This window comes from Rhizobium sp. AN80A (genome assembly GCF_030053015.1).
In the GTDB taxonomy this organism is placed as follows: domain Bacteria; phylum Pseudomonadota; class Alphaproteobacteria; order Rhizobiales; family Rhizobiaceae; genus Rhizobium; species Rhizobium metallidurans.
Genome location: NZ_JASJPX010000003.1, coordinates 1,058,513 through 1,080,120, shown reverse-complemented (window position 1 = coordinate 1,080,120; position 21,608 = coordinate 1,058,513). Strand labels below are relative to the sequence as shown.

General features: G+C 63.0%; 23 protein-coding genes and 1 pseudogene. 19 read left to right on the top strand and 5 right to left on the bottom strand.

Going from position 1 to position 21,608, the window contains the following annotated elements:
• Window positions 1–2 precede the first annotated feature (2 nt).
• The 10 genes from P3R82_RS16860 to P3R82_RS16815 all read left to right on the top strand — a co-directional run bounded on the left by P3R82_RS16860 (window position 3) and on the right by P3R82_RS16815 (window position 5,969).
• On the top strand, window positions 3–584 hold the full coding sequence (locus tag P3R82_RS16860; protein ID WP_283194661.1) for a GNAT family N-acetyltransferase: 582 nt from the start codon (window positions 3–5) through the stop codon (window positions 582–584).
• Window positions 585–599: 15 nt separating this feature from the next.
• Complete coding sequence (gene lpdA / locus P3R82_RS16855; RefSeq protein ID WP_283194660.1) at window positions 600–2,045, top strand: dihydrolipoyl dehydrogenase; 1,446 nt, start codon at window positions 600–602, stop codon at window positions 2,043–2,045.
• A 76-nt stretch (window positions 2,046–2,121) separates the two neighbouring features.
• Window positions 2,122–2,376 carry a GlsB/YeaQ/YmgE family stress response membrane protein gene (locus P3R82_RS16850; protein WP_283194659.1) on the top strand — a complete coding sequence of 85 codons (255 nt, stop codon included), beginning with the start codon at window positions 2,122–2,124 and terminating at the stop codon, window positions 2,374–2,376.
• Between the two features lie 14 nt (window positions 2,377–2,390).
• Entirely contained in the window at window positions 2,391–2,639 is a 249-nt protein-coding gene (locus P3R82_RS16845; RefSeq protein ID WP_283194658.1) for a GlsB/YeaQ/YmgE family stress response membrane protein, read from the top strand.
• A gap of 40 nt (window positions 2,640–2,679) precedes the next feature.
• A complete protein-coding gene (gene lipA / locus P3R82_RS16840) occupies window positions 2,680–3,654 on the top strand; it encodes a lipoyl synthase (RefSeq protein WP_283194657.1) in 975 nt (324 codons plus the stop codon).
• 66 nt (window positions 3,655–3,720) lie between these two features.
• On the top strand, window positions 3,721–3,957 hold the full coding sequence (locus tag P3R82_RS16835) for a type II toxin-antitoxin system ParD family antitoxin (RefSeq protein WP_283194656.1): 237 nt from the start codon (window positions 3,721–3,723) through the stop codon (window positions 3,955–3,957).
• A 5-nt stretch (window positions 3,958–3,962) separates the two neighbouring features.
• The gene (locus P3R82_RS16830; protein WP_349294071.1) at window positions 3,963–4,169 is read left to right on the top strand and encodes a type II toxin-antitoxin system RelE/ParE family toxin; all 207 of its coding nucleotides are present in this window, start codon (window positions 3,963–3,965) and stop codon (window positions 4,167–4,169) included.
• 147 nt (window positions 4,170–4,316) lie between these two features.
• Entirely contained in the window at window positions 4,317–4,904 is a 588-nt protein-coding gene (locus P3R82_RS16825) for an AAA family ATPase (protein WP_283196364.1), read from the top strand.
• Window positions 4,905–4,946: 42 nt separating this feature from the next.
• Complete coding sequence (locus P3R82_RS16820; RefSeq protein WP_283194655.1) at window positions 4,947–5,516, top strand: AAA family ATPase; 570 nt, start codon at window positions 4,947–4,949, stop codon at window positions 5,514–5,516.
• Between the two features lie 9 nt (window positions 5,517–5,525).
• Complete coding sequence (locus tag P3R82_RS16815) at window positions 5,526–5,969, top strand: type II toxin-antitoxin system RatA family toxin (protein ID WP_283194654.1); 444 nt, start codon at window positions 5,526–5,528, stop codon at window positions 5,967–5,969.
• 6 nt (window positions 5,970–5,975) lie between these two features.
• Here P3R82_RS16815 and P3R82_RS16810 read toward each other — a convergent pair whose 3' ends face one another.
• On the bottom strand, window positions 5,976–6,476 hold the full coding sequence (locus tag P3R82_RS16810; protein ID WP_283194653.1) for a CinA family protein: 501 nt from the start codon (window positions 6,474–6,476) through the stop codon (window positions 5,976–5,978).
• Entirely contained in the window at window positions 6,473–7,693 is a 1,221-nt protein-coding gene (locus P3R82_RS16805; protein ID WP_283194652.1) for a bifunctional 2-C-methyl-D-erythritol 4-phosphate cytidylyltransferase/2-C-methyl-D-erythritol 2,4-cyclodiphosphate synthase, read from the bottom strand. The genes P3R82_RS16810 and P3R82_RS16805 overlap by 4 nt, the downstream gene beginning before the upstream one ends.
• A 147-nt stretch (window positions 7,694–7,840) precedes the next feature.
• Between P3R82_RS16805 and dusB the strand changes: the two genes are divergently transcribed.
• The 7 genes and pseudogenes from dusB (at window position 7,841) to hflX (ending at window position 17,192) form a co-directional block, all read left to right on the top strand.
• Window positions 7,841–8,857 carry a tRNA dihydrouridine synthase DusB gene (gene dusB, locus P3R82_RS16800; protein ID WP_283196363.1) on the top strand — a complete coding sequence of 339 codons (1,017 nt, stop codon included), beginning with the start codon at window positions 7,841–7,843 and terminating at the stop codon, window positions 8,855–8,857.
• Window positions 8,854–10,005, top strand: a complete 1,152-nt coding sequence (locus tag P3R82_RS16795; protein ID WP_283194651.1) for a nitrogen regulation protein NR(II) — start codon at window positions 8,854–8,856, stop codon at window positions 10,003–10,005. The genes dusB and P3R82_RS16795 overlap by 4 nt, the downstream gene beginning before the upstream one ends.
• The gene (ntrC, locus tag P3R82_RS16790; RefSeq protein ID WP_283194650.1) at window positions 10,002–11,453 is read left to right on the top strand and encodes a nitrogen regulation protein NR(I); all 1,452 of its coding nucleotides are present in this window, start codon (window positions 10,002–10,004) and stop codon (window positions 11,451–11,453) included. Before P3R82_RS16795 ends, ntrC begins: the two co-directional genes overlap by 4 nt.
• A gap of 224 nt (window positions 11,454–11,677) precedes the next feature.
• Window positions 11,678–13,949: pseudogene (locus tag P3R82_RS16785) on the top strand (PAS domain-containing sensor histidine kinase).
• Window positions 13,939–15,303, top strand: a complete 1,365-nt coding sequence (locus tag P3R82_RS16780) for a sigma-54 dependent transcriptional regulator (protein ID WP_018899970.1) — start codon at window positions 13,939–13,941, stop codon at window positions 15,301–15,303. The pseudogene P3R82_RS16785 and the gene P3R82_RS16780 overlap by 11 nt, the downstream one beginning before the upstream one ends.
• A 241-nt stretch (window positions 15,304–15,544) precedes the next feature.
• On the top strand, window positions 15,545–15,787 hold the full coding sequence (gene hfq, locus P3R82_RS16775) for an RNA chaperone Hfq (protein ID WP_018325164.1): 243 nt from the start codon (window positions 15,545–15,547) through the stop codon (window positions 15,785–15,787).
• Window positions 15,788–15,863: 76 nt separating this feature from the next.
• Window positions 15,864–17,192, top strand: coding sequence for a GTPase HflX (hflX, locus tag P3R82_RS16770; RefSeq protein WP_283196362.1), 1,329 nt, complete (start codon window positions 15,864–15,866; stop codon window positions 17,190–17,192).
• 33 nt (window positions 17,193–17,225) lie between these two features.
• Here hflX and P3R82_RS16765 read toward each other — a convergent pair whose 3' ends face one another.
• Genes P3R82_RS16765 through P3R82_RS16755 form a run of 3 tightly spaced genes read right to left on the bottom strand, consistent with a single transcriptional unit; the run spans window position 17,226 to window position 19,907 of the window.
• The gene (locus P3R82_RS16765; protein ID WP_283194649.1) at window positions 17,226–18,455 is read right to left on the bottom strand and encodes an NAD(P)/FAD-dependent oxidoreductase; all 1,230 of its coding nucleotides are present in this window, start codon (window positions 18,453–18,455) and stop codon (window positions 17,226–17,228) included.
• An 11-nt stretch (window positions 18,456–18,466) separates the two neighbouring features.
• Window positions 18,467–19,300: a nucleoside triphosphate pyrophosphohydrolase gene (gene mazG, locus P3R82_RS16760; protein WP_283194648.1), complete on the bottom strand. Its 834-nt coding sequence runs from the start codon at window positions 19,298–19,300 to the stop codon at window positions 18,467–18,469.
• Between the two features lie 19 nt (window positions 19,301–19,319).
• Window positions 19,320–19,907: a nucleoside deaminase gene (locus P3R82_RS16755; protein ID WP_283194647.1), complete on the bottom strand. Its 588-nt coding sequence runs from the start codon at window positions 19,905–19,907 to the stop codon at window positions 19,320–19,322.
• Between the two features lie 59 nt (window positions 19,908–19,966).
• On the opposite strand from P3R82_RS16755, the gene P3R82_RS16750 reads away from it, so the two are divergent.
• Entirely contained in the window at window positions 19,967–20,167 is a 201-nt protein-coding gene (locus P3R82_RS16750; RefSeq protein WP_283194646.1) for a hypothetical protein, read from the top strand.
• Window positions 20,168–20,169: 2 nt separating this feature from the next.
• Window positions 20,170–21,606, top strand: coding sequence for a siroheme synthase CysG (gene cysG, locus P3R82_RS16745; protein ID WP_283194645.1), 1,437 nt, complete (start codon window positions 20,170–20,172; stop codon window positions 21,604–21,606).
• The last annotated feature ends 2 nt before the right edge of the window (window positions 21,607–21,608 follow it).

Here is a 21,608-nt window from a genome sequence, read left to right as displayed (position 1 = left end):
CCGTGGCGTCTTTCGTGACGCTCCGTCCCGCCACGCGGGATGACGCGGCCGAACTGGCGATCCTCTCGGACATCGCCTCGCATGGTTTCGCCTCCTGGCTTTGGCTGGGCGAGCTTGATGGCACCGGCAGCGACACGCCGATGGAGCTTGGCCGGCTGAAGATGCGTCGGGACGACGGCTACGGCACATGGCGCCATGCGGTGCTGGCCGAGGCTTACGGGGAAACGGCGGGCGCGGCGATCGGCTACGCGCTGGGCGAGGACGTAAAGAAGATGGAAGTCGATCGCGTGGCTTTGCAGCCGGTGATCGATCTGCAGAAGATGGTTGTTGGCAGCTGGTTCATCGCAACGCTCGGCGTCTACCGCCATCTGCGCGGCATCGGGATCGGCAGGGACATACTGAAGGATCAGATCGACAGGGCAGGGTCGCTGCCGGTCAGTCTGATCACCGCAAGTGACAATGAAGCGGCTTTGTCGCTTTACAAGAAGAATGGATTTTCGGAAGCGGCGCGCCAGAAGGCGATGTCTCTTTTCGAAAGCAGCAGGAAACACGAGTGGGTGCTTCTCACCCGCGACGCCCGATAACAAAGGCAGGAAAAAATGGCTGAGAATTACGACGTCATCATCATCGGCTCCGGTCCCGGCGGCTATGTGGCCGCTGTGCGCGCCAGCCAGCTCGGTCTCAAGACCGCGATCGTCGAACGCGAGCACCTGGGCGGCATCTGCCTGAACTGGGGCTGCATCCCGACCAAGGCGCTGCTGCGCTCGGCCGAGATCCTCGACCACGCCAACCACGCCAAGGACTACGGCCTCGTGCTTGAGGGCAAGATGAGCGCTGACGTGAAAGCCGTCGTCGCCCGCTCGCGCGGTGTCTCCGCCCGCTTGAACGGCGGCGTCGGCTTCCTGATGAAGAAGAACAAGGTCGATGTGATCTGGGGCGAAGCCAAGATCACAAAGCCGGGCGAGATCGTCGTGGGCAAGTCCTCCAAGCCCGTCGTCGAGCCGCAGAACCCGGTTCCGAAGAACATCAAGGGCGAGGGCACCTACACCGCCAAGCACATCATCATCGCAACCGGCGCCCGCCCGCGCGCGCTGCCGGGCATCGAGCCGGATGGCAAGCTGATCTGGACCTATTTCGAAGCGATGAAGCCGGCTGCCCTGCCGAAGTCGCTGATCGTCATGGGCTCGGGCGCCATCGGCATCGAGTTCGCGAGCTTCTACCGCTCGATGGGCGTCGACGTCACGGTCGTCGAAGTCATGCCGACGATCATGCCGGTCGAGGACGTCGAAGTCACCGCGATCGCGCGCAAGCAGCTCGAGAAGCGCGGCATGAAGATCCTCACCAGCGCCAAGATCACCAAGGTCGAAAAGGCCGCTGATAGCCTCACCGCGCACGTCGAGACGGCTGACGGCAAGGTCCAGCAGATCACCGCCGACCGCATGATCTCGGCCGTTGGCGTCCAGGGCAACATCGAAAACCTCGGCCTCGAAGCCGTCGGCGTCAAGACCGACCGCGGCTGTGTCGTCATCGACGGCTACGGCAAGACCAACGTATCGGGCATCTATGCCATCGGCGACGTCGCCGGCCCGCCGATGCTCGCCCACAAGGCCGAGCACGAAGGCGTCGTCTGCGTCGACAAGATCGCCGGCCTGCCGAATGTTCACGCCACCGACAAGAGCAAGGTCCCGGGCTGCACCTACTGCAACCCGCAGGTCGCCTCCGTCGGCCTGACGGAAGCCAAGGCCAAGGAAGCCGGCCGCGACATCCGCGTCGGTCGCTTCTCCTTCGCCGCCAACGGCAAGGCGATCGCGCTCGGCGAGGACCAGGGCCTCTGCAAGGTGATCTTCGACAAGAAGACCGGCGAGCTGCTCGGCGCGCATATGGTCGGCGCCGAAGTCACCGAACTCATCCAGGGCTTCGTCGTCGCCATGAACCTGGAAACGACCGAAGAAGAACTGATGCACACCATCTTCCCGCATCCGACGGTTTCCGAAACCATGAAGGAAGCGGTTCTGGATGCTTATGGTCGCGTCCTCAACGCTTGATAATTTTCTTCGCGGCTCTCTATGACGGATTGAACCACGTTCAATCACGGACTGGAAAAAGCGAAAGGAAATCATCATGTCTATGGGTACGCAGGCACTCGTCATCTTCCTCCTGATCGGTCTGGTCGCCGGGTTCCTCGCCAGCCTGATCGTTGGCGGAGGCGGATTGATACGGTGCCTGCTCAGCGGCATCATCGGCGCGTTCGTCGGAGGCTTTCTCTTCAACGCGCTGGGGATCAACCTGGGCATAGACAATGCGCTCGTCGTGCAGATCATTCATGCCACGGTCGGCGCCATCATCGTGGTGCTGATCGCAAGGGCGATAGCTTGAGGGGATAGGACTGGATGGAAGGTGTGGGCTGGATTACGGCGATCATCGTCGGCGGCTTGGCGGGCTGGCTCGCGGGCATCTTGATGGGCATACGCTTCGGCGTTTTGATGAACATCGTCATTGGCATCGTCGGTGCCGTCATCGGCAGCGCGATCTTCACCCGTGCCGGGATCTATGTCGCCAGCGGTTGGCTGGGTTACCTTGTGACGGGTTTCATCGGCTCTTGTATCTTGCTATTTCTGGCAAAACTCGTCAGACGCTGACGAAGGAGGCCGCTTCCGGCGGTTTGAAGGCAGGTTATTGATGGTAACTATTCTCGACAGGATCAATCCAAACGCTGAAAAGCGCGTGCGGCACCCGGAAAAGGCGCATCGGCCGGATACCGAGGTCATGCGCAAGCCGGACTGGATCCGCGTCAAGGCGCCGACCTCCAAGGGCTACGCCGAAACCCGCTCGATCGTGAAGGAGCACAAGCTCGTCACCGTCTGCGAGGAAGCCGGCTGCCCGAATATCGGCGAGTGCTGGGACAAGAAGCACGCCACCTTCATGATCATGGGCGAGATCTGTACGCGCGCCTGTTCCTTCTGCAACGTCGCGACCGGCAAGCCGAACGCGCTCGACATGGCCGAGCCCGACAGCGTGGCGAAGGCGGTCAAGGAGATGGGCCTCAGCCACGTGGTCATCACCTCGGTTGACCGCGACGATCTGGAAGACGGCGGCGCCGAGCACTTCGAGAAGGTGATCTGGGCGATCCGTGCCGCATCGCCGACGACGACGATCGAAATCCTGACGCCCGACTTCCTGAAGAAGCCCGGTGCCCTGGAACGCGTCGTCGCCGCCAAGCCCGACGTCTTCAACCACAACATGGAAACCGTGCCGGGCAACTATCTCACGGTCCGCCCGGGCGCGCGCTACTTCCACTCCGTTCGCCTGCTGCAGCGGGTGAAGGAACTGGATCCGACCATGTTCACCAAGTCGGGCATCATGGTGGGCCTCGGCGAGGAGCGCAACGAAGTGCTGCAGCTGATGGACGATCTGCGCGTCGCCGACGTCGACTTCCTGACGATCGGCCAGTACCTGCAGCCGACCCGCAAGCACCACGCCGTCATGAGCTACGTCACGCCCGAGGAGTTCAAGTCCTACGAAACGGTCGCCTACACCAAGGGCTTCCTGATGGTGGCTTCCAGCCCGCTGACCCGCTCCTCGCACCACGCCGGCGACGACTTCGCCCGCCTGCGCGCGGCGCGTGAGAAGAAGCTGCTGGTGGCCGCGGAGTAGAGCGGTTCTCTTGTGTCGCTTGCTGTGCCATGATTGGCAGCAGGCAATGCAACGGAGGAACACGTCATGCCCGTGTTAACAGTGACGGTGCCGGATGAGATGAAGGCCTGGCTGGAAAAGCAGGCTGCTGCCGGCCGCTATGCCGATGCCTCCGACTACGTCCGCGATCTCGTTCGCCGCGATCAGGAGCGTGCGATTAAGATAGCCCATATGCAGGCTCTCGTCGATGAAGGGCTGGCGAGCGGCGTATCCGACGAAAGCATGGATGACATTCTGCGGTCGCTCAACGAAGCGGCGGAATAGGTCTCATGAGCTACCGGCTGTCGCGTCAGGCCGCTCATGATATTCGTAATATTCACGCGACGGGCCTTCGGCTTTTTGGAAAAGCGCAAGCCGACAGCTATCACCGTCATTTGGGCGATATCTTCGAAATACTCGCGGACAACCCGAAACTCGCGCGGCTTCGCCAAGAAATTACGCCTCCCGTAGGATACATCCTTGCGGCGCTCACTTGATCGTCTACCATGAGTTGGGTGATGGTGGCATTCTCATCATCCGCGTGCGCCATGGCCACGAGAACTGGCAGGCATAATCTCGGTCCAGCCTTCCATACCCGTCGAGGCGGCCTGATCTTCCCCGCAATCAGACAAGAGGCCATAGTGTTGCAACAACCGAAGCATCGGCTGAACGTCACTGGCCTTGATGAGGCGGCCGAACTCCTGAAGCGTGCCGACCGCATCGTCATCTTCGGCTCATCAGGTGGCGGCAAGAGCACGCTGGCGCAGAAGCTGGCGCGGCTCCTCGGTGTTCGCTACGTCTCCATGGACCGCGAGGTGTTCTGGCTTTCAGGATGGGTCTCGAGGCCGAGGCCGGAGCAACGCGAGATCATCGCCAGGATCGTCGCTGAAGACCGCTGGATCATCGATGGCAACAACCCGAGAACGCTCGATCTCAGGCTGCCGCGCGCCGATGTGATCCTGTGGGTGCGGGTGTCGCGCTGGCTCTGCCTTTGGAGCATCTTCAAGCGCGGCATCGTCCATCGCGGCAGGACACGGCCCGACATGGCGCCCGGATGCACGGAAAAGTGGCCGGACCGGGAGTTCATCTCCTATGTCTGGAATTTCGAGCGGGACGACGTGCCCGAATTCATGGAAGGCATCCGCCTGCATGGGCCTGACGTCCCGCTCGTCGAATTGGGGAGCAGGGCGCAGATGGGACAGCTGCTTCAGCGCCTCGAAGCCATCGGCTAGGTTGATGGCCTGGTTCGGTCTTTGCTTGCGGGAGGGAAAGACATGCCGAATTTCGTCACCGATATCTCCAGTGCCGCGGACCTCGTCAGCCGCGCCGACCGCATTCTCGTGATCGGCTGCTCTGGCGGCGGCAAGACCACGCTGTCGAGACGGCTTGGGGAGCGGCTCGGCGTGCGGCATATTTCGATGGACCGCGACTTCTATTGGCTGCCGGGCTGGGTGAAGCGACCCAAGGCCGAGGAGCGCGAGATGATCGCGGCGGCCGTTGCCGAAGAGCGGTGGCTGATGGACGGCACCGGCGCCTCGACCTTCGATCTCAGGATGCCGCGCACCGATGTGGTGCTCTGGGTGCGGCTGCCGCGCTGGCGTTGTCTGCTCGGTGTCACCACAAGGTGGTTTCGCTGGCGGGGCAAGGCGCGGCCGGAGATGGCGCCGGGTTGCCCGGAAAAGCTGGATGGCGAGTTCCTGACCTACATCTGGAACTTCGAGCAACGCTGGGCGCCGCTCATCATCGCGGGGATCGAGCGACACAAGCCCGATGTGCCCGTCCTTCAGTTGAAATCGCACCGGGAAATGCGCCGCCTTCTTGATCTTCTTGGCGCGCCCGCTTAACTGCGGCTCATGCCTCAGTTCGAAACGCACCGCCCCGTCCCGCATTCCGCAGACCAGATGTTCGATCTCGTTGCCGATGTCGAGAAATACCCGCAATTCCTGCCGCTATGCGAAGGGCTTGCGATCCGCAGCCGCAAGGAGCGCGATGGCAAGGTTCTGCTCATCGCCGACATGACGGTCGGTTACAAGGCGATCCGCGAGACCTTCACGACGCAGGTGCTGCTCAACAAGGCCGAGCGCGTCATCGACGTCAAATACATCGACGGCCCCTTCAAGTATCTCGACAATCGCTGGCGCTTCGAAGACACCCCGTCGGGCTCCAACGTGCACTTCTTCATCGACTACGAGTTCAAGAGCCGCATCCTCGGCGCCCTCATGGGCTCGATGTTCGACCGCGCCTTTCGAATGTTCACCGAAGCCTTCGAAACGCGCGCAGGCAAGATCTACAGCTGATCCGGCTTACTGCGGCCCGAGCTGCCGGATCATCGCCAGCGCCGTCCTGACGGTGGCGAGACGAACCGCGCCACGACCGATATCGCCATAAAGCATCTTGTTGTGAATGAGGTCACCGTTGCGTGACTTGGCGGCGAGATGCACGAGGCCAACAGGCTTTTCCGCCGATCCGCCGCCTGGCCCGGCAATGCCCGTGACCGCGACCGCGATCGATGCCCGCGAGCGGAAGAGGGCGCCATGCACCATCTGCCGCGCCGTCTCCTCTGACACCGCGCCGAAACGCGCAAGCGTCGCTTCCTGGACGCCCAGCATCTCCATCTTCGCGGTGTTCGTATAGGTGACGAAGCCGCGGTCGACGACCGCTGACGAACCGGCGATTTCCGTGAGCGCGCCGGCGATCAGCCCGCCGGTGCATGATTCCGCCGTCGACACCATCAACCCCGCCGCCCCGAATGTCCTGACAATGGCTTCGGCCTCGGACAGGATATCAGCGGGAAACAGGCTCATTGGGCGATTTCCTGATAGACGACGGTGGCGGTGGCGATGGCGGCGATCCCCTCGCGGCGGCCGACGAAGCCGATGGTCTCGTTGGTCGTCGCCTTGACCGAGCAGCGGTCGATCGAGATGCCGAGGAATTCCGAAAGCATGGCGCGCATCGTGTCGCGGTGCGGCCCGACCTTCGGTGCCTCGGCGATCAGCGTCACGTCGGCGTTCATGATGGTGCCGCCGCGCTCACGCACGATCTTGGCCGCATGCTCGATGAAGATGCGCGACGGCGCGCCCTTCCATTGCTGGTCTGACGGCGGGAAGTGGTCACCGATATCGCCGGCGCCACAGGTGGCAAGCAGCGCGTCCGTCAGCGCATGCAGCGCGACGTCGGCGTCTGAGTGGCCCTTGAGCTTCTGGTCGTGCGGAATGAACACGCCGCAGAGCGTAACACCATCGCCGGCCTCCAGCTGGTGCACGTCGTAGCCGTTGCCGGTGCGCACATCGGGAAGGCGTGTGCTGGAAAGTCTCTGATCGGCCATTGCGATATCGCGCCTCACTGTCAGTTTTACATTGTCGGCCATGCCCTCGACGATCGTCACGGGATGGCCGGCCCATTCGGCGATCGCCGCATCGTCGGTGAAATCGGTGCGATCGGCGGCGGCCGCCTTCTCATGCGCGGCAAGGATGATGCCGAAGTCGAAGGATTGCGGTGTCTGCGCGGCATAGAGCTGCGCGCGGGGGACAGTCTCGACCACGATGCCGGATTGATCGGCACGCTTCAGCGTATCGGCGACCGGCATGGCCGGCAGCACGGCAGGCGCGGCCTCAGCAAGGGTGGCCGCGACGCGGTTGAGCAGATCATGATCGAAGAACGGCCGCACGGCGTCGTGGATCATCACGTGAGTGATACCCTTGTCCTTCAGATGCCAAAGCCCCGCGAGTACCGACTGTTGGCGCGTCGAGCCACCATGCACTGTCGCGATCGGCAGCCCGGACGTGACACCAGCGGTTGCCTTCGCAAACAGCGCCTCATCATCGGCGTGAATCACGGCGACGATCTCGGTCGTTTGAGGCCATGTCGCGAAAATTTCGAGCGTGTGGGCAATGACGGGCCGGCCACCGATCCGGCGATATTGCTTTGGGCCTTCAACGGATGCGCCGGCGCGCTCGCCCCGGCCTGCGGCCACCACGATAATTCCGATTGATATCGGTTGCTTTTGATGCATTTGCGGCATAAATCCCCAAAAAGCAGAATTTCTGGGGGTGCTCTAACGGCTCGGCGCACCGAATTCCAGCATTTGCCCGAAAAATATCAATTCGGGCACTTCCCCCTTGGCAAGTCTTTTAAATCTGTCTAAAAATAGTGCACCTGCTTAGCGTGCCTGAAAGATAATCAGTTGTCTGACATACACCTCGCATCTCCTTTGTGCATCGGAACCGTTGCGGTGCGCAACCGTATCGTGCTGGCGCCCATGTCCGGCGTCACCGATATGCCGTTCCGTCAATTGGCCTGGCGCCATGGCGCGGGACTGGTGGTGACCGAGATGGTGGCAAGCCGCGAGCTCGTCAACGACACCGAACAATCCTGGGTGCGGCTGAAGACCGCGGGCTTCAATCCGCACATGGTGCAGCTTGCCGGTCGCGAAGCGCACTGGATGGCGGAGGGCGCGAAGATCGCCGCCGCGCACGGTGCCGATATCATCGATATCAACATGGGCTGCCCGGCCAAGAAGGTGATCGGCGGCTATTCCGGCTCGGCGCTGATGCGCGATCCGGATCACGCGCTCGGCCTTATCGAGGCGACGGTCAAGGCGGTCGATGTTCCCGTCACGCTCAAGATGCGGCTTGGCTGGGACGAAAATTCGATCAACGCCCCCGAAATCGCAAAGCGTGCCCAGGAGGCCGGCGTCCAGCTGGTGACGATCCACGGCCGTACGCGCATGCAGTTTTACGAGGGACGCGCCGATTGGGACGCGATCCGCGCCGTGCGCGATGTCCTCACCATCCCACTGGTCGCCAATGGTGACGTCGAAACGGTCGAGGATGCCCATGAAATCCTGCGCCGCTCGGGCGCCGATGCCGTGATGATCGGCCGTGGCTGCCAGGGACGCCCGTGGCATGCGGGCGTGCTCGCCGGCGCCGATGCGCCTCAGCCATGGGAGATCGCCGATATCGCGGTCGAACATTATCGCATGATGCTCGATTTTTACGGCGAAACGGTCGGCGTTCGTCATGCTCGCAAGCATCTTGGCTGGTATATGGAGCGCTTCGCACCCTCGGTATCGGCAAACGACAAGGCGGCGATCATGACCACGCGCGATCCTCGCGAGGTTTCGCAACGATTCCACGATGCCCTGGTCGCGGCGGCAGACAATACAGATGCCCGGGAGGCTGCATGACAAACGACGCGTCGCTATCATCTGCCCATGCCGGCAGTGCCGTCGCCATGGCCGTTCTCAACGCCATCCAGAACCCCGTCATCATGGTCGATGATGCCGGGCTTGTGGCCTTTGCCAACTGGGAGGCGGAAGCCTTCTTCGGGGCCAGCGCCTCGCATCTGGCGCGTTACAAGATCTCGACCTTCATTCCCTTCGGCAGCCCGCTACTGGCCCTGATCGACCAGGTACGCGAGCGCCGCGCGCCGATCAACGAGTATCGTGTCGATCTGAGTTCGCCGAGGCTCGGCCAGGACAAGCTCGTCGACATCTACGTCGCGCCGGTGACGAGCGAGCCGGGCTCCGTCGTCATCGTCTTCCAGGAACGCTCGATGGCCGACAAGATCGACCGGCAGCTGACGCACCGCGCCGCCGCCCGTTCGGTCACCGGTCTCGCCTCGATGCTGGCGCACGAGATCAAGAACCCGCTCTCGGGCATTCGCGGCGCCGCCCAGCTGCTCGAACACTCGGCGACCGACGATGACCGCGCGCTGACAAGGCTGATCTGCGACGAGACCGACCGGATCGTTTCGCTGGTCGACCGCATGGAGGTCTTCTCCGACGAGCGCCCCGTCGACCGTGTGCCCGTGAACATCCATTCCGTGCTCGATCATGTGAAGGCGGTGGCCAGGGCAGGCTTTGCGCGTCACATCAAGATCACCGAGAACTACGACCCGTCGCTGCCATCGGTTTACGCCAACCGCGACCAGCTGGTGCAGGTCTTCCTCAATCTCGTCAAGAACGCTGCCGAGGCGATCGGCGACCGGCCGGATGGCGAGGTCGTGCTGACGACCGCCTATCGTCCCGGCATCCGCCTTTCGGTCGCAGGAACCCGCGAGAAGGTCTCGCTGCCGCTGGAATTCTGCGTGCAGGACAACGGTCCGGGCGTGCCGGCGGACCTGCTGCCGCATCTGTTCGACCCGTTCATCACCACCAAGACCAATGGCAGCGGCCTCGGCCTCGCGCTGGTCGCCAAGATCATCGGTGATCATGGCGGCATCATCGAATGCGACAGCCAGACCAACAAAACCACATTCCGCGTGCTCATGCCTGCCTCCAAGGACGCATCGCTTGAGGACGCAACCATAACCTCCACAGGACCCTCTCGATGACAGCAACGATCCTCGTCGCGGATGATGATGCGGCAATTCGTACGGTGCTTAATCAGGCCTTGAGCCGCGCCGGATATGACGTGCGTATCACCTCGAACGCGGCCACCCTGTGGCGCTGGGTTTCGGCCGGCGAGGGCGACCTCGTGGTCACCGACGTCGTCATGCCCGACGAGAATGCCTTCGACCTGCTTCCGCGCATCAAGAAGGCCCGTCCGGATCTCCCCGTGCTGGTCATGAGCGCGCAGAATACGTTCATGACGGCGATCAAGGCCTCGGAGAAGGGCGCCTACGATTATCTCCCCAAGCCCTTCGATCTGACCGAGCTGATCGGCATCATCGGCCGCGCGCTGTCGGAGCCGAAGCGCAAGCCGGCGAAGGTCGAGGACGACGTGCAGGACGGCATGCCGCTGGTTGGCCGCTCGGCCGCCATGCAGGAAATCTATCGCGTCCTGGCGCGCCTGATGCTGACCGACCTGACGCTGATGATCACCGGCAGATCCGGCACCGGCAAGGAGCTCGTCGCCCGCGCGCTGCACGATTACGGCAAGCGCCGCAACGGCCCCTTCGTCGCCATCAACATGGCCGCGATCCCGCGCGACCTGATCGAATCCGAGCTGTTCGGCCATGAGAAGGGTGCCTTCACCGGTGCGCAGACCCGCTCCACCGGCCGCTTCGAGCAGGCCGAGGGCGGCACGCTGTTCCTCGACGAGATCGGCGACATGCCGATGGATGCGCAGACGCGCCTGCTGCGCGTGCTGCAGCAGGGCGAATACACCACCGTCGGCGGCCGCACCCCGATCCGCACCGACGTGCGCATCGTTGCCGCCACCAACAAGGATCTGAAGCAGGCGATCAACCAGGGCCTCTTCCGCGAGGATCTGTACTACCGCCTCAACGTCGTGCCGCTGCGCCTGCCGCCGCTGCGCGATCGCGCCGAGGACATCCCGGATCTCGTCCGTCACTTCATCCAGCAGGCGGAGAAGGAAGGCCTCGGCACCAAGCGTTTTGATCAGGAAGCGCTCGATCTGATGAAGGCTTATGCCTGGCCGGGCAACGTGCGCGAGCTGGAGAACCTGATCCGCCGCCTCATGGCACTTTATCCACAGGATGTGATCACCCGCGAGATCATCGAGTCCGAACTCCGTTCCGACGTGCCCGACAGCCCGATCGAGAAGGGTCCGATCCGCAATGGCAACATGACCATTGCCCAGGCCGTAGAGGAAAACATGCGGTCCTATTTCGCGACTTTCGGCGACAATCTGCCGCCTCCGGGCCTTTATGACCGCGTTTTGACCGAGATGGAGTATCCTCTCATCCTGGCAGCGCTGACGGCCACGCGCGGCAACCAGATCAAGGCAGCCGATCTGCTCGGTCTCAACCGCAATACGCTGCGCAAGAAGATCCGCGAACTCGGCGTATCGGTCTACAGAAGCTCTCGCACCGCTTGAAGCCGCATGGCTTGACCCTGCATGGCTTGACAATGTGACGCGATGCGTTGCATTTTCGCCACATTGCGTTGCCAATAAGTCACGCAAGGGGTTTGTGTTCCTGCGGTCAGTTCTGCGTCCGATGATCCGGCTCGACGATGCACGAGCGGGAGATCGAGCGCGGTCTTCATAACTGACCCATGGACGGCGGTGAAATACGTTTCACCGCGTGGAGAGTTAAACGAATGAACGAGGATGCGTTGCCGCCGGCGGCGGATGGCGAAGCAGTTACCACGGTAACGGATCGCCGCGCGCTGTTTGCTCTGCCCGGTCTGGTCCTTGCCGGGGGCGCGCTTCTCTGCGCCACGATGACGCTCTTCGTGCTGCTCGGCCTGACGCCGATCGCGCCGACGTCGCCCGTCGTCATCACCTCGGTCGTCGTCAATTCCTTCTTCGTGCTCGGTCTGATGGCGCTGATCGGCCGCGAGGTCTCGCGACTGTTGAAGGCGCGCAAGCGCGGTCGCGCCGCCGCACGGCTGCATATCCGCATTGTCGTCCTGTTCTCGATCGTGGCGATCACGCCCGCCATCCTCGTCGCTCTCTTCGCCAGTATCACGCTGAACGCCGGTCTCGACCGCTGGTTCGCGCTGAGGACGCAATCGATCGTCAGTTCCTCCCGCAATATCGGGCAGGCCTACATGATGGAGAATGCGAGCTATCTGCAGGGCCAGACGGTCTCCATGGCAAACGACCTGGAGCGCAATCGCCAGCTGTTCAATCTGGATCGAACGGGCTTCGCCGAACTGATGACACGCCAGGCGAGGGGACGCGGCCTGCTCGGCGCCTTCCTGGTCCAGGCTGACGGTACTGTGATCACGCAGGCCGATATCAAGACCGAGAAACCGCTGCCGGCGATCCCGCAGGACGCGCTCAATAAGGCCTCGGCCGGCCAGCCGACACTGATCCCGCCAGGCGTTACGAGATCTTGTCGGCGCCATCATCCGGCTGGAATCCATCGACGGCGCCTTCCTCTATACGGTACGCGCGGTGGACCCGAAGGTCATGACCGCGATGCGGATGATGGAGGAGAACGCCACCGAATATAAGTCGATGGAGGCGGGGCGCTTCTCGCTGCAGATCGCCTTTGCTATCCTCTACGTCGGTTTCGCGCTGATCGTATTGCTCGCGGCCATCTGGACCGCGATCGCCGTCGCCGACCGTATCGTCCGGCCGATCCGCCTGCTGATCACTGCCGCGGATAGCGTCGCATCAGGCAACATGGACATCGTCGTGCCCGTGCACGCCGTCGATGGCGACGTCGCCAACCTGTCGCGCACCTTCAACAAGATGATCTCCGAGATCCGCACCCAGCGCGACGAGATCCTCGAAGCCAAGGACGAGGTGGACGACCGCCGCCGCTTCATCGAAGCCGTGCTGTCGGGCGTCACCGCCGCCGTCATCGGCGTCGAGCATGATCGCCGCGTCACTATCGTCAACAGTTCGGCCGAGACGCTGATGGCGCTTGACGCGGGTGACATGCTCGGCAAGCAGCTCTCCGAAATCGCCCCCGAGGTGGACCAGGTTCTGACCGAGGCGGCCTCGCGCTATCGCGGCGATTTCCGCAAGCAGATCGCGCTCGTGCGCGCCGGCACCGTGCGCACGCTGAGCGTCCAGGTGACGCGCGAGGAAGTGCGCGACATGAGCGAATCCTACGTCATCACGCTCGACGACATCACCGATCTCGTCATCGCACAGCGCTCAACCGCCTGGGGCGACGTGGCGCGCCGTATCGCTCACGAGATCAAGAACCCGCTCACCCCCATCCAGCTGTCGGCCGAACGCATCCAGCGTCGCTACGGCAAGCAGATCAACCAGGATGATCGCGGCGTCTTCGATCAGTGCACCGAAACGATCATCCGTCAGGTCGGCGATATCGGCCGCATGGTCGACGAGTTCTCCTCTTTCGCGCGCATGCCCAAGCCCACCAAGGAGCCGAGCGATCTGCGCAAGATCCTGCACGACGCGGTCTTCCTGCGCGAGATGGGCAACAGCCATGTCGAGTTCCTGCAGGAGTTCGGCGATGCGCCGCTCGAAGGACAGTTCGACAGCCGCATGCTGGGCCAGGCCTTCGGCAACCTCATCAAGAACGCGGTTGAAGCGATCGAGGGCGTGCCGGCCGGTGAACGCGAGGAACGCAAGGTGCTGGTGCGCGCATCGCTCGATCAGCCGCGTGACCGGTTCACCGTCGATATCATCGACAATGGCCGCGGTCTGCCTGTCGAGAACCGGCACAGCATTCTGGAGCCGTATATGACGATGCGCGAGAAGGGGACCGGTCTCGGCCTCGCCATCGTGAAGAAGATTATTGAAGAACATGGCGGGCAGCTCGAACTGCATGACGCACCCGCTGATTTTGACCAGGGAAGAGGGGCCATGATCCGCGTGCATCTGCCGCGCCTGGAGCAGACGCCCGCCGCCTCGGCCGCAAGTGACAAGGAAAATGCATATGGCCTCTGACATTCTGGTCGTCGACGACGAACACGACATCCGCGAGATCGTCTCCGGCATTCTCTCCGACGAGGGCCACGAGACCCGCACCGCCCATGACAGCGACAGCGCCCTGGCCGCGATTTCCGACCGCGCGCCGCGGCTGATCTTCCTCGATATCTGGATGCAGGGCAGCAAGCTCGATGGTCTGGCGCTGCTGGATGAGGTCAAGGCGCGCCATCCCGACATTCCCGTCGTCATGATCTCCGGCCACGGCAACGTCGAGACCGCCGTCTCCGCCATCAAGCGCGGCGCCTTCGATTTCATCGAGAAGCCCTTCAAGGCCGATCGCCTGATCCTGATCGCCGAGCGTGCGCTGGAAAACTCCAAGCTCAAGCGCGAAGTTTCCGAATTGAAGCGCAAGGCCGGCGATCCGGTCGAGCTGATCGGCACGTCCGTTGCCGTCTCGCAGCTGCGCCAGACGATCGAGAAGGTCTCGCCGACCAACAGCCGCATCATGATCCTCGGCTCCTCCGGCTCCGGCAAGGAGCTGGTCGCGCGGATGATCCACAAGAAGTCGTCGCGCGCGAGTGGCCCGTTCGTGGCCATCAACGCCGCCAACATCACGCCCGACCGCATGGAAGTGGCGCTCTTCGGGACCGAGGGTTCGCCCGGTCAGGCCCGCAAGATCGGCGCGCTCGAGGAAGCCCATCGCGGCATTCTCTATCTTGATGAAGTCGGCGAAATGCCGCGCGAGACGCAGAACAAGATCCTGCGCGTGCTCGTCGATCAGCAGTTCGAGCGCGTCGGCGGCTCAAAGCGGGTGAAGGTCGACGTGCGCATCGTCTCGTCCACCGCCTATAATCTGGAAAGCCGCATCGCCGAAGGCTGGTTCCGCGAGGATCTCTATCACCGCCTTGCCGTGGTGCCGGTCAAGGTGCCGTCCTTGGCCGAGCGTCGCGAGGATATCCCGTTCCTCGTCGATCAGTTGATGCGCCAGATCTCCGAACAGGCCGGCATTCGCCCGCGCCGCATCGGCGACGACGCCATGGCGGTGCTGCAGGCGCACGACTGGCCGGGCAATATCCGCCAGCTGCGCAACAACATCGAACGCCTGATGATTCTCGCCCGGTCCGACGGCCCGGATGCGCCGATCACCGCCGAGATGCTGCCGACCGACCTTGGCGACATGCTGCCCAAGGTATCGGCGAAGAACGACTACCACATCATGACGCTGCCGCTGCGCGAAGCGCGCGAGATGTTCGAGAAGGATTATCTCATCGCGCAGATCAATCGATTCGGCGGCAATATCTCGCGCACCGCCGAGTTTGTCGGCATGGAGCGCTCGGCATTGCACCGCAAGTTGAAGTCGCTCGGCGTCTGACGACAGGTGTGATCGGTAGCCGGCGTGCGTTTGTGGTCGGCGGGCAGGGTGCTGGCGGCGCTTGGCGGCGATCCGGCGTCCATAAAATTAGACGGGCCTTTTTCGCCGTTGCGGAAAAGATTGCGATTTGATACCAAGGGCTTTCCGGGCAGCAGGGATGAGGGTTGTCGGCTGCCTGATGGAAAAATAAGAAGTATTTTACCGGCACGTGAAGGCCGGCAATAAAGAAAGAATCGGCGCGATGGCGGAACGTTCTCAAAACCTGCAGGACTTATTTCTCAATACTGTTCGCAAGCAAAAGATTTCCCTGACTATATTTCTGATTAACGGTGTGAAGCTGACCGGCGTTGTTACGTCGTTCGACAACTTCTGCGTTCTGCTGCGCCGTGACGGCCATTCGCAACTCGTGTATAAGCACGCGATCTCGACCATCATGCCCGGCCAGCCGATGCAGATGTTCGAAAGCGAAGAATCCGCTTCCTGACAGGACAGACGTCATCTCGACACGCGATACCAAGAATGATTCGATCATCCCGGAAGCCATGAAGCACCGGGATGACATGCGCGCGACCGTCGTCGTGCCCGTGCTCAAGCAGGCACGCGGCAGCCGCGGCGGTGCCGACACCGTCACCACGACCCGTACGCCGGAAAGCCGCCTCGAAGAGGCGACGGGCCTGGCGCAGGCGATCGATCTCGATGTGGTCAAGGGTACCATCGTCACCGTCAGCGAGCCGCGTCCGGCGACGCTGATGGGCACCGGCAAGATCCAGGAGATCAAGGACAGCCTTGACGAGACCGATTCCGGCCTCGTCATCGTCGATCATCCGCTGACGCCGGTTCAGCAGCGCAATCTCGAAAAGGAATGGAACGCCAAGGTCATCGACCGCACGGGCCTCATTCTTGAAATCTTCGGCCGCCGCGCCTCCACCAAGGAAGGCACGCTGCAGGTCGATCTCGCGCATCTCAACTACCAGAAGGGCCGGCTGGTTCGCAGCTGGACCCACCTTGAGCGCCAGCGCGGTGGCGGTGGCTTCATGGGTGGTCCGGGTGAGACCCAGATCGAAGCCGACCGCCGCATGCTGCAGGACCGCATCATCAAGCTCGAGCGCGAGCTGGAACAGGTGGTCCGTACCCGCCAGCTCCATCGCGCCAAGCGCCGCAAGGTGCCGCATCCGATCGTGGCGCTGGTCGGCTACACCAACGCCGGCAAGTCGACGCTGTTCAACCGCATCACCGGCGCCGGCGTTCTCGCCGAAGACATGCTGTTTGCGACGCTCGATCCGACGCTGCGCCGCATGAAGCTGCCGCATGGCCGCACCGTCATCCTGTCGGATACCGTCGGCTTCATCTCCGACCTCCCGACCCACCTTGTCGCCGCCTTCCGCGCGACGCTGGAAGAAGTGCTGGAGGCGGACCTCGTTCTGCATGTCCGCGACATGGCCGACGACGACAACCAGGCGCAGAGCGCCGACGTGCTCCGCATCCTGAAGGATCTCGGCATCGATGAGGCCGAGGGCGAGAAGCGCATCATCGAGGTCTGGAACAAGATCGACCGCCTCGAGCCGGAAAACCACGAAGCGATCGTCCAGAAGGCCGAAGGCGCCCGCAATGTCGTGGCGGTCTCCGCCGTGACGGGCGAGGGCGTCGATGCGCTGATGGAAGAAATCAGCCGCAGGCTGTCCGGCGTGTTGACGGAGACGACCGTCGTGCTCCCGGTCGACAAGCTGGCCTTGCTGCCATGGCTTTACGATCACGCCATCGTCGACAGCCGCGAAGACAATGAGGACGGATCGGTGACGCTCGATCTCAGGCTGTCTGAAACGGAAGCCGTCGAACTCGAGCGCCGGCTTGGCAATACGGCAAGGCCGAAGGAAGACTGGGAGCGCTGATCAGGCGCCCCGTTATTCAGTCGTCGCGCGCGGCTAGACCAGCGTACCCTGATCCTTCGCCGCGACTTTTTCCTCCGACACGAGCCGATCGAGGTCGATCCGTCCAACCGGATCAAGCAACTCGCCTGTGACCAGCGTGGTGATCAGGTTACGCACCAGCGGCAGCTTGGTCGCCGGGCCAATCATGATGTCGCGGCTGAAAGGCAGCACTGAACTGTCCGATTGATAGAAGGGCGTCAGGATACGGCTGAGCAGCTGATAGAAGTGGATATGCATCTGCCGCTGCTGCAGATGGCGCACGATCGCCTCGCCAACCGTTGCCTCACGGGAGAGCGCGGAAGCGAGTGACGCTGCGTCGAGCAGCGCCATATTAGCGCCCTGGCCAAGCTGAGGGCTCGTTGCGTGCCAGGCGTCGCCGATCTTCACGACGTTCTTGCCGGCAACCGGCGTGCGGGTCAGATGCCGGTAGCGCGCGTGCACCGGCTCGGCCGCGGCGGCTAGCGCCTCCGCCTCAGGCCAGAAGGAACGCACCGCATCGATCCAGGCCTCGCGCCCGGCAGCCCGCCATGCCTCGAAATCCTTGTTGCGGATGCTCCAGAAGAACGTCGCCATCGGAGCCGCGCCATCGCGTGCCGTGCCGACAGGCAGCACACCGGCCATCTGGCTTGCTCTCTTGTAGCGTTGCTCGAGCTCGTCCTTACGGAAAACGTCGTGCTCCGGCCAGGGAACCGTCGCCCATAGCGCGCCGTAGCCGAGCTCGGTGGCGGCCTTCGCGGCGACCGGCGAGTTGGCGCCCATGGCGTCGATAGCGAGATCGGCGGTCGCCGTCCGGGCGCCGGTCGCAAGCACGAGACGCGGCGCGCTACCTGGCTCGATGTCAGTGACCCGCGATGATGTCTCGAACCGCACACCGGCATTGATCGCCGCTGCGAGCAGAAGATCGAACAGTGCGACACGCTGGATGGCGATACCGTAGGCGCCCGGGCGATAGCCGACGTCGAGCACGGTGCGGCCATTGCCGGACAGGCGCCCATGCATCCGGCTGATGCGGGCGCCGCGCGCCTCGACTTGCCCAAGCAGGCCCATGCGCGAGAGCACCGCAGCCCCTGTCGGCTGCAGCACGAATCCGGAGCCAACCGGCTGCGGCGCGTTCATCTGGTCATAGACGGTCACGCGGGCGCCGCGGCCTGCCAGAAGGGCGGCCAACGAAAGACCGCCAACGCCGGCGCCTGCGATCGCGATGTCGAGCGTTTCAAGCTTCATGACGTGCCCAGTCAGCCCAGCTGCCGCTCAATGGCCTTGGCGGCCTGCCAGAGTTCTTCCATCCGCTCCAGCGTCGCGGCCTCCAGCGTTTCACCTTCCGCTTCAAGAGACGTTTCTATATGACTGAAACGGCATCTGAATTTCGTGTTCGTCCCACGCAAGGATTGCTCCGGATCGGCCTTCACATGCCGGCCGATATTGACCACGGCGAAGATCAGGTCGCCGAGTTCGTCGCTGACCTTGGCGTGGTCGCCCGAGGCCAACGCCTCCCTCAATTCCGCGATTTCCTCCTCGATCTTGTCGAGAATGGGCTCCGGCGCCGACCAGTCGAAGCCGACCTTGGCGGCGCGTTCCTGCAGCTTCAGCGCTTCCGTCAGCGCCGGAAAGCTGCGCTGCACGGAGCCAAGAAAACCTGCCTTGAAATCCTCTGAAATCCCGCGCGCGGCCCGTCGCTCGGCGCGCTCGCGCTTTTCCGCCTGCTTGATGTCGTCCCACTGCTTTTTCACCGCGTCGGGCGTATCCGCCTCGGAGCGGGCGAAGACATGCGGATGGCGGCGGATCATCTTTCGCGTGATCGCTTCGACCACGTCGCCGAACGAAAACGCGCCGGCCTCCTCGGCCATGCGGGCATGGAACACGACCTGCAGCAACAGGTCGCCCAATTCGTCGCAGAGGTCGTCCATATCGTTGCGCTCGATCGCGTCGGAGACCTCGTAGGCCTCCTCGATCGTGTAGGGCGTGATCGTCTCGAAGGTCTGGACGATGTCCCAGGGGCAACCGGTCTCGGGATTGCGAAGGGCGGCCATGATCTCGATCAGGCGGGAAATGTCTTTGGAGGCTTCCATCGTGTTCTGGTCGCTCGCGTCAGTTCAACGGGATGTCGTTGTCGCCCTTGGACGACTGGTAGCTTTCGGAAAGCGCGTCGTAGCGCCCCTTGATCCGCGCCGTCTGCGCTTTGAGTTCGGCCTTTCTGGCATCACTCTCGGTCTCGACTAGATCGGCGATGGCGAAGCTGTTCCAGAAGGCGTTGCTGCGACGGTAGCCGCCGGGCTCGAGCCCGAACACTTCCTTCAGGATCTTCAAATCGTGCGGGATCGCGAAGGCGTCGCGGGAATCCTCGTGGCTGAAGAAATAGTAGAAATTGTCGAACCCGGCCCAGGTGATCGCCGACATGCACATGGTGCAGGGCTCATGCGTCGAGAGGAAGATCAGGTCCTTGGTGGATGGCTTTTCGGCCAGCTCGTAGAAGCGCTTCAGCGTGTGCACTTCGCCGTGCCAGAGTGGGTTTTCCAGCTCGTTGTTGGTCTCGGCGACGACGAGCGAAAGGTCCGATTTGCGCAGGATGGCCGCGCCGAAGACCTTGTTGCCGAGGCCGACGCCGCGTTCGGTCAAGGGAAGGATATTCGCCTCCATGACATCGAGCAGGCGGGCGGCAATGGTGGTGTCGGTCATGGCGTTCTCCTTGTTGCCGGCACCTTATCGCCGGTACCGCGCGAGGCAAACGAGGATTCTTGGGAGCACCCGAATTTGTCACAGGCTTTGTGCCGCATTGCAGCGCGATTCATCGTGCCACGCGCGCCGCATCGGTGAGTTTTGCTCAAATCATTGACATGCCGGGTAAAACAATACGCGGCCATACCGGGTTTGGAATTTCTGTTTCTTCATTTGGCTGGTCGGGTGGTGCATATTCCGGCAACTTCGAAATGGATTGATGATGCCTTCCAAGAGTGAGCAACTGTCGGTTTTTCCTGCCTTCGTTCGTGTCGAAGGCAAGATCGCGGCTGTCTTCGGCAATGGCGATGAAGCCTTCGCCAAGGTGCGCCTTCTGTCGAACACCAAGGCCCGGATCGTCGCCTATGCGGATCGTCCCGAGGCCGATTATCACGCCCACCTGATCGCCAACCGCATCGAGACCGTGCGCGCGCCCTTCGCGCCCGAACAGGTCGAGGACGCAACGCTAATCTTCGCCGCAACAGGCGATGGCGCCGCCGATCGCGCCATCGTCGATGCCGCGCGCGCCGCCAGGGTCCCGGCCAATGCCGTCGATCAGCCTGACTACTGCGATTTCTACACCCCGGCACTCGTCAATCGCGCGCCCGTCGCGGTTGCGATCGGCACGGAAGGAGCAGGGCCCGTTCTCGCGCAGATGATCCGCGCCCAGGTCGACCAGTTGCTGGCGCCGTCGCTCGGTCGCCTTGCCGAATTGGCGGTCAGCTATCGCGGTCGCGTCGAGCATGCTCTTGAGAAGGGCGCTACGCGCCGTCTGTTCTGGCGCCGCTTCTTCTCCGGTGCCGTGGCCGATGCTGTTTCCAACGAAAACATGCCGCAGGCACAACACCTCGCCGACGAACTGTTGCACTCCGCCGATAAGGCCGAGGGCCGTATCTGGCTGGTCGGCGCCGGCCCGGGTGCCGCCGATCTGCTGACGCTGCGCGCCCAGCGCGTGATGATGGAAGCCGATGTCATCGTCTATGACGCATTGGTGCCACAGGAAATCGTCGACATGGGTCGCCGCGATGCGGAGCGCCTCTCGGTCGGCAAGCGCAAGGGGTGTCATTCCAAGTCGCAGGAAGAGATCAACGACCTGCTCGTCTATCTCGGTCGCCAGGGCAAGCGCGTCGTCCGCCTGAAGTCTGGCGATCCGCTGGTCTATGGCCGCGCCGGCGAGGAAATGGCCGCACTCCGCGCCGCCGGTATCGCCTACGAGGTCGTTCCAGGCATTACGTCTGCTTTCGCCGCCGCCGCCGATTTCGAGCTGCCGCTGACGCTGCGCGGCGTCGCCTCGTCGCTGGTCTTCACGACGGGCCACGACCTGACCGGCGACGTGCTTCCCGATTGGGCAAGCCTTGCCGTCTCAGGCGCCACGATCGCCGTCTACATGGGCCGCACGGTTGCCGCATCGGTTGCCGAGCGGCTGATGCGTGCCGGCATCGCGCCGGAAACCACGGTCGCCGTCATCGAGAACGCCAGCCGCGCCGATCGCCGGCTGCTTCATGGCACGCTGCGCGATCTGCCCGATCTGCAGAACCGCGATGAACTCACCGGACCTGTCATGGTCATCATCGGCGACGCCGTCGCCGGCGCCAATTTCGAACTGTCCGAACCGCTCGTGCGTGCACGCGCCCGGTCCGATGAACTGCTAAGGAGCTGACT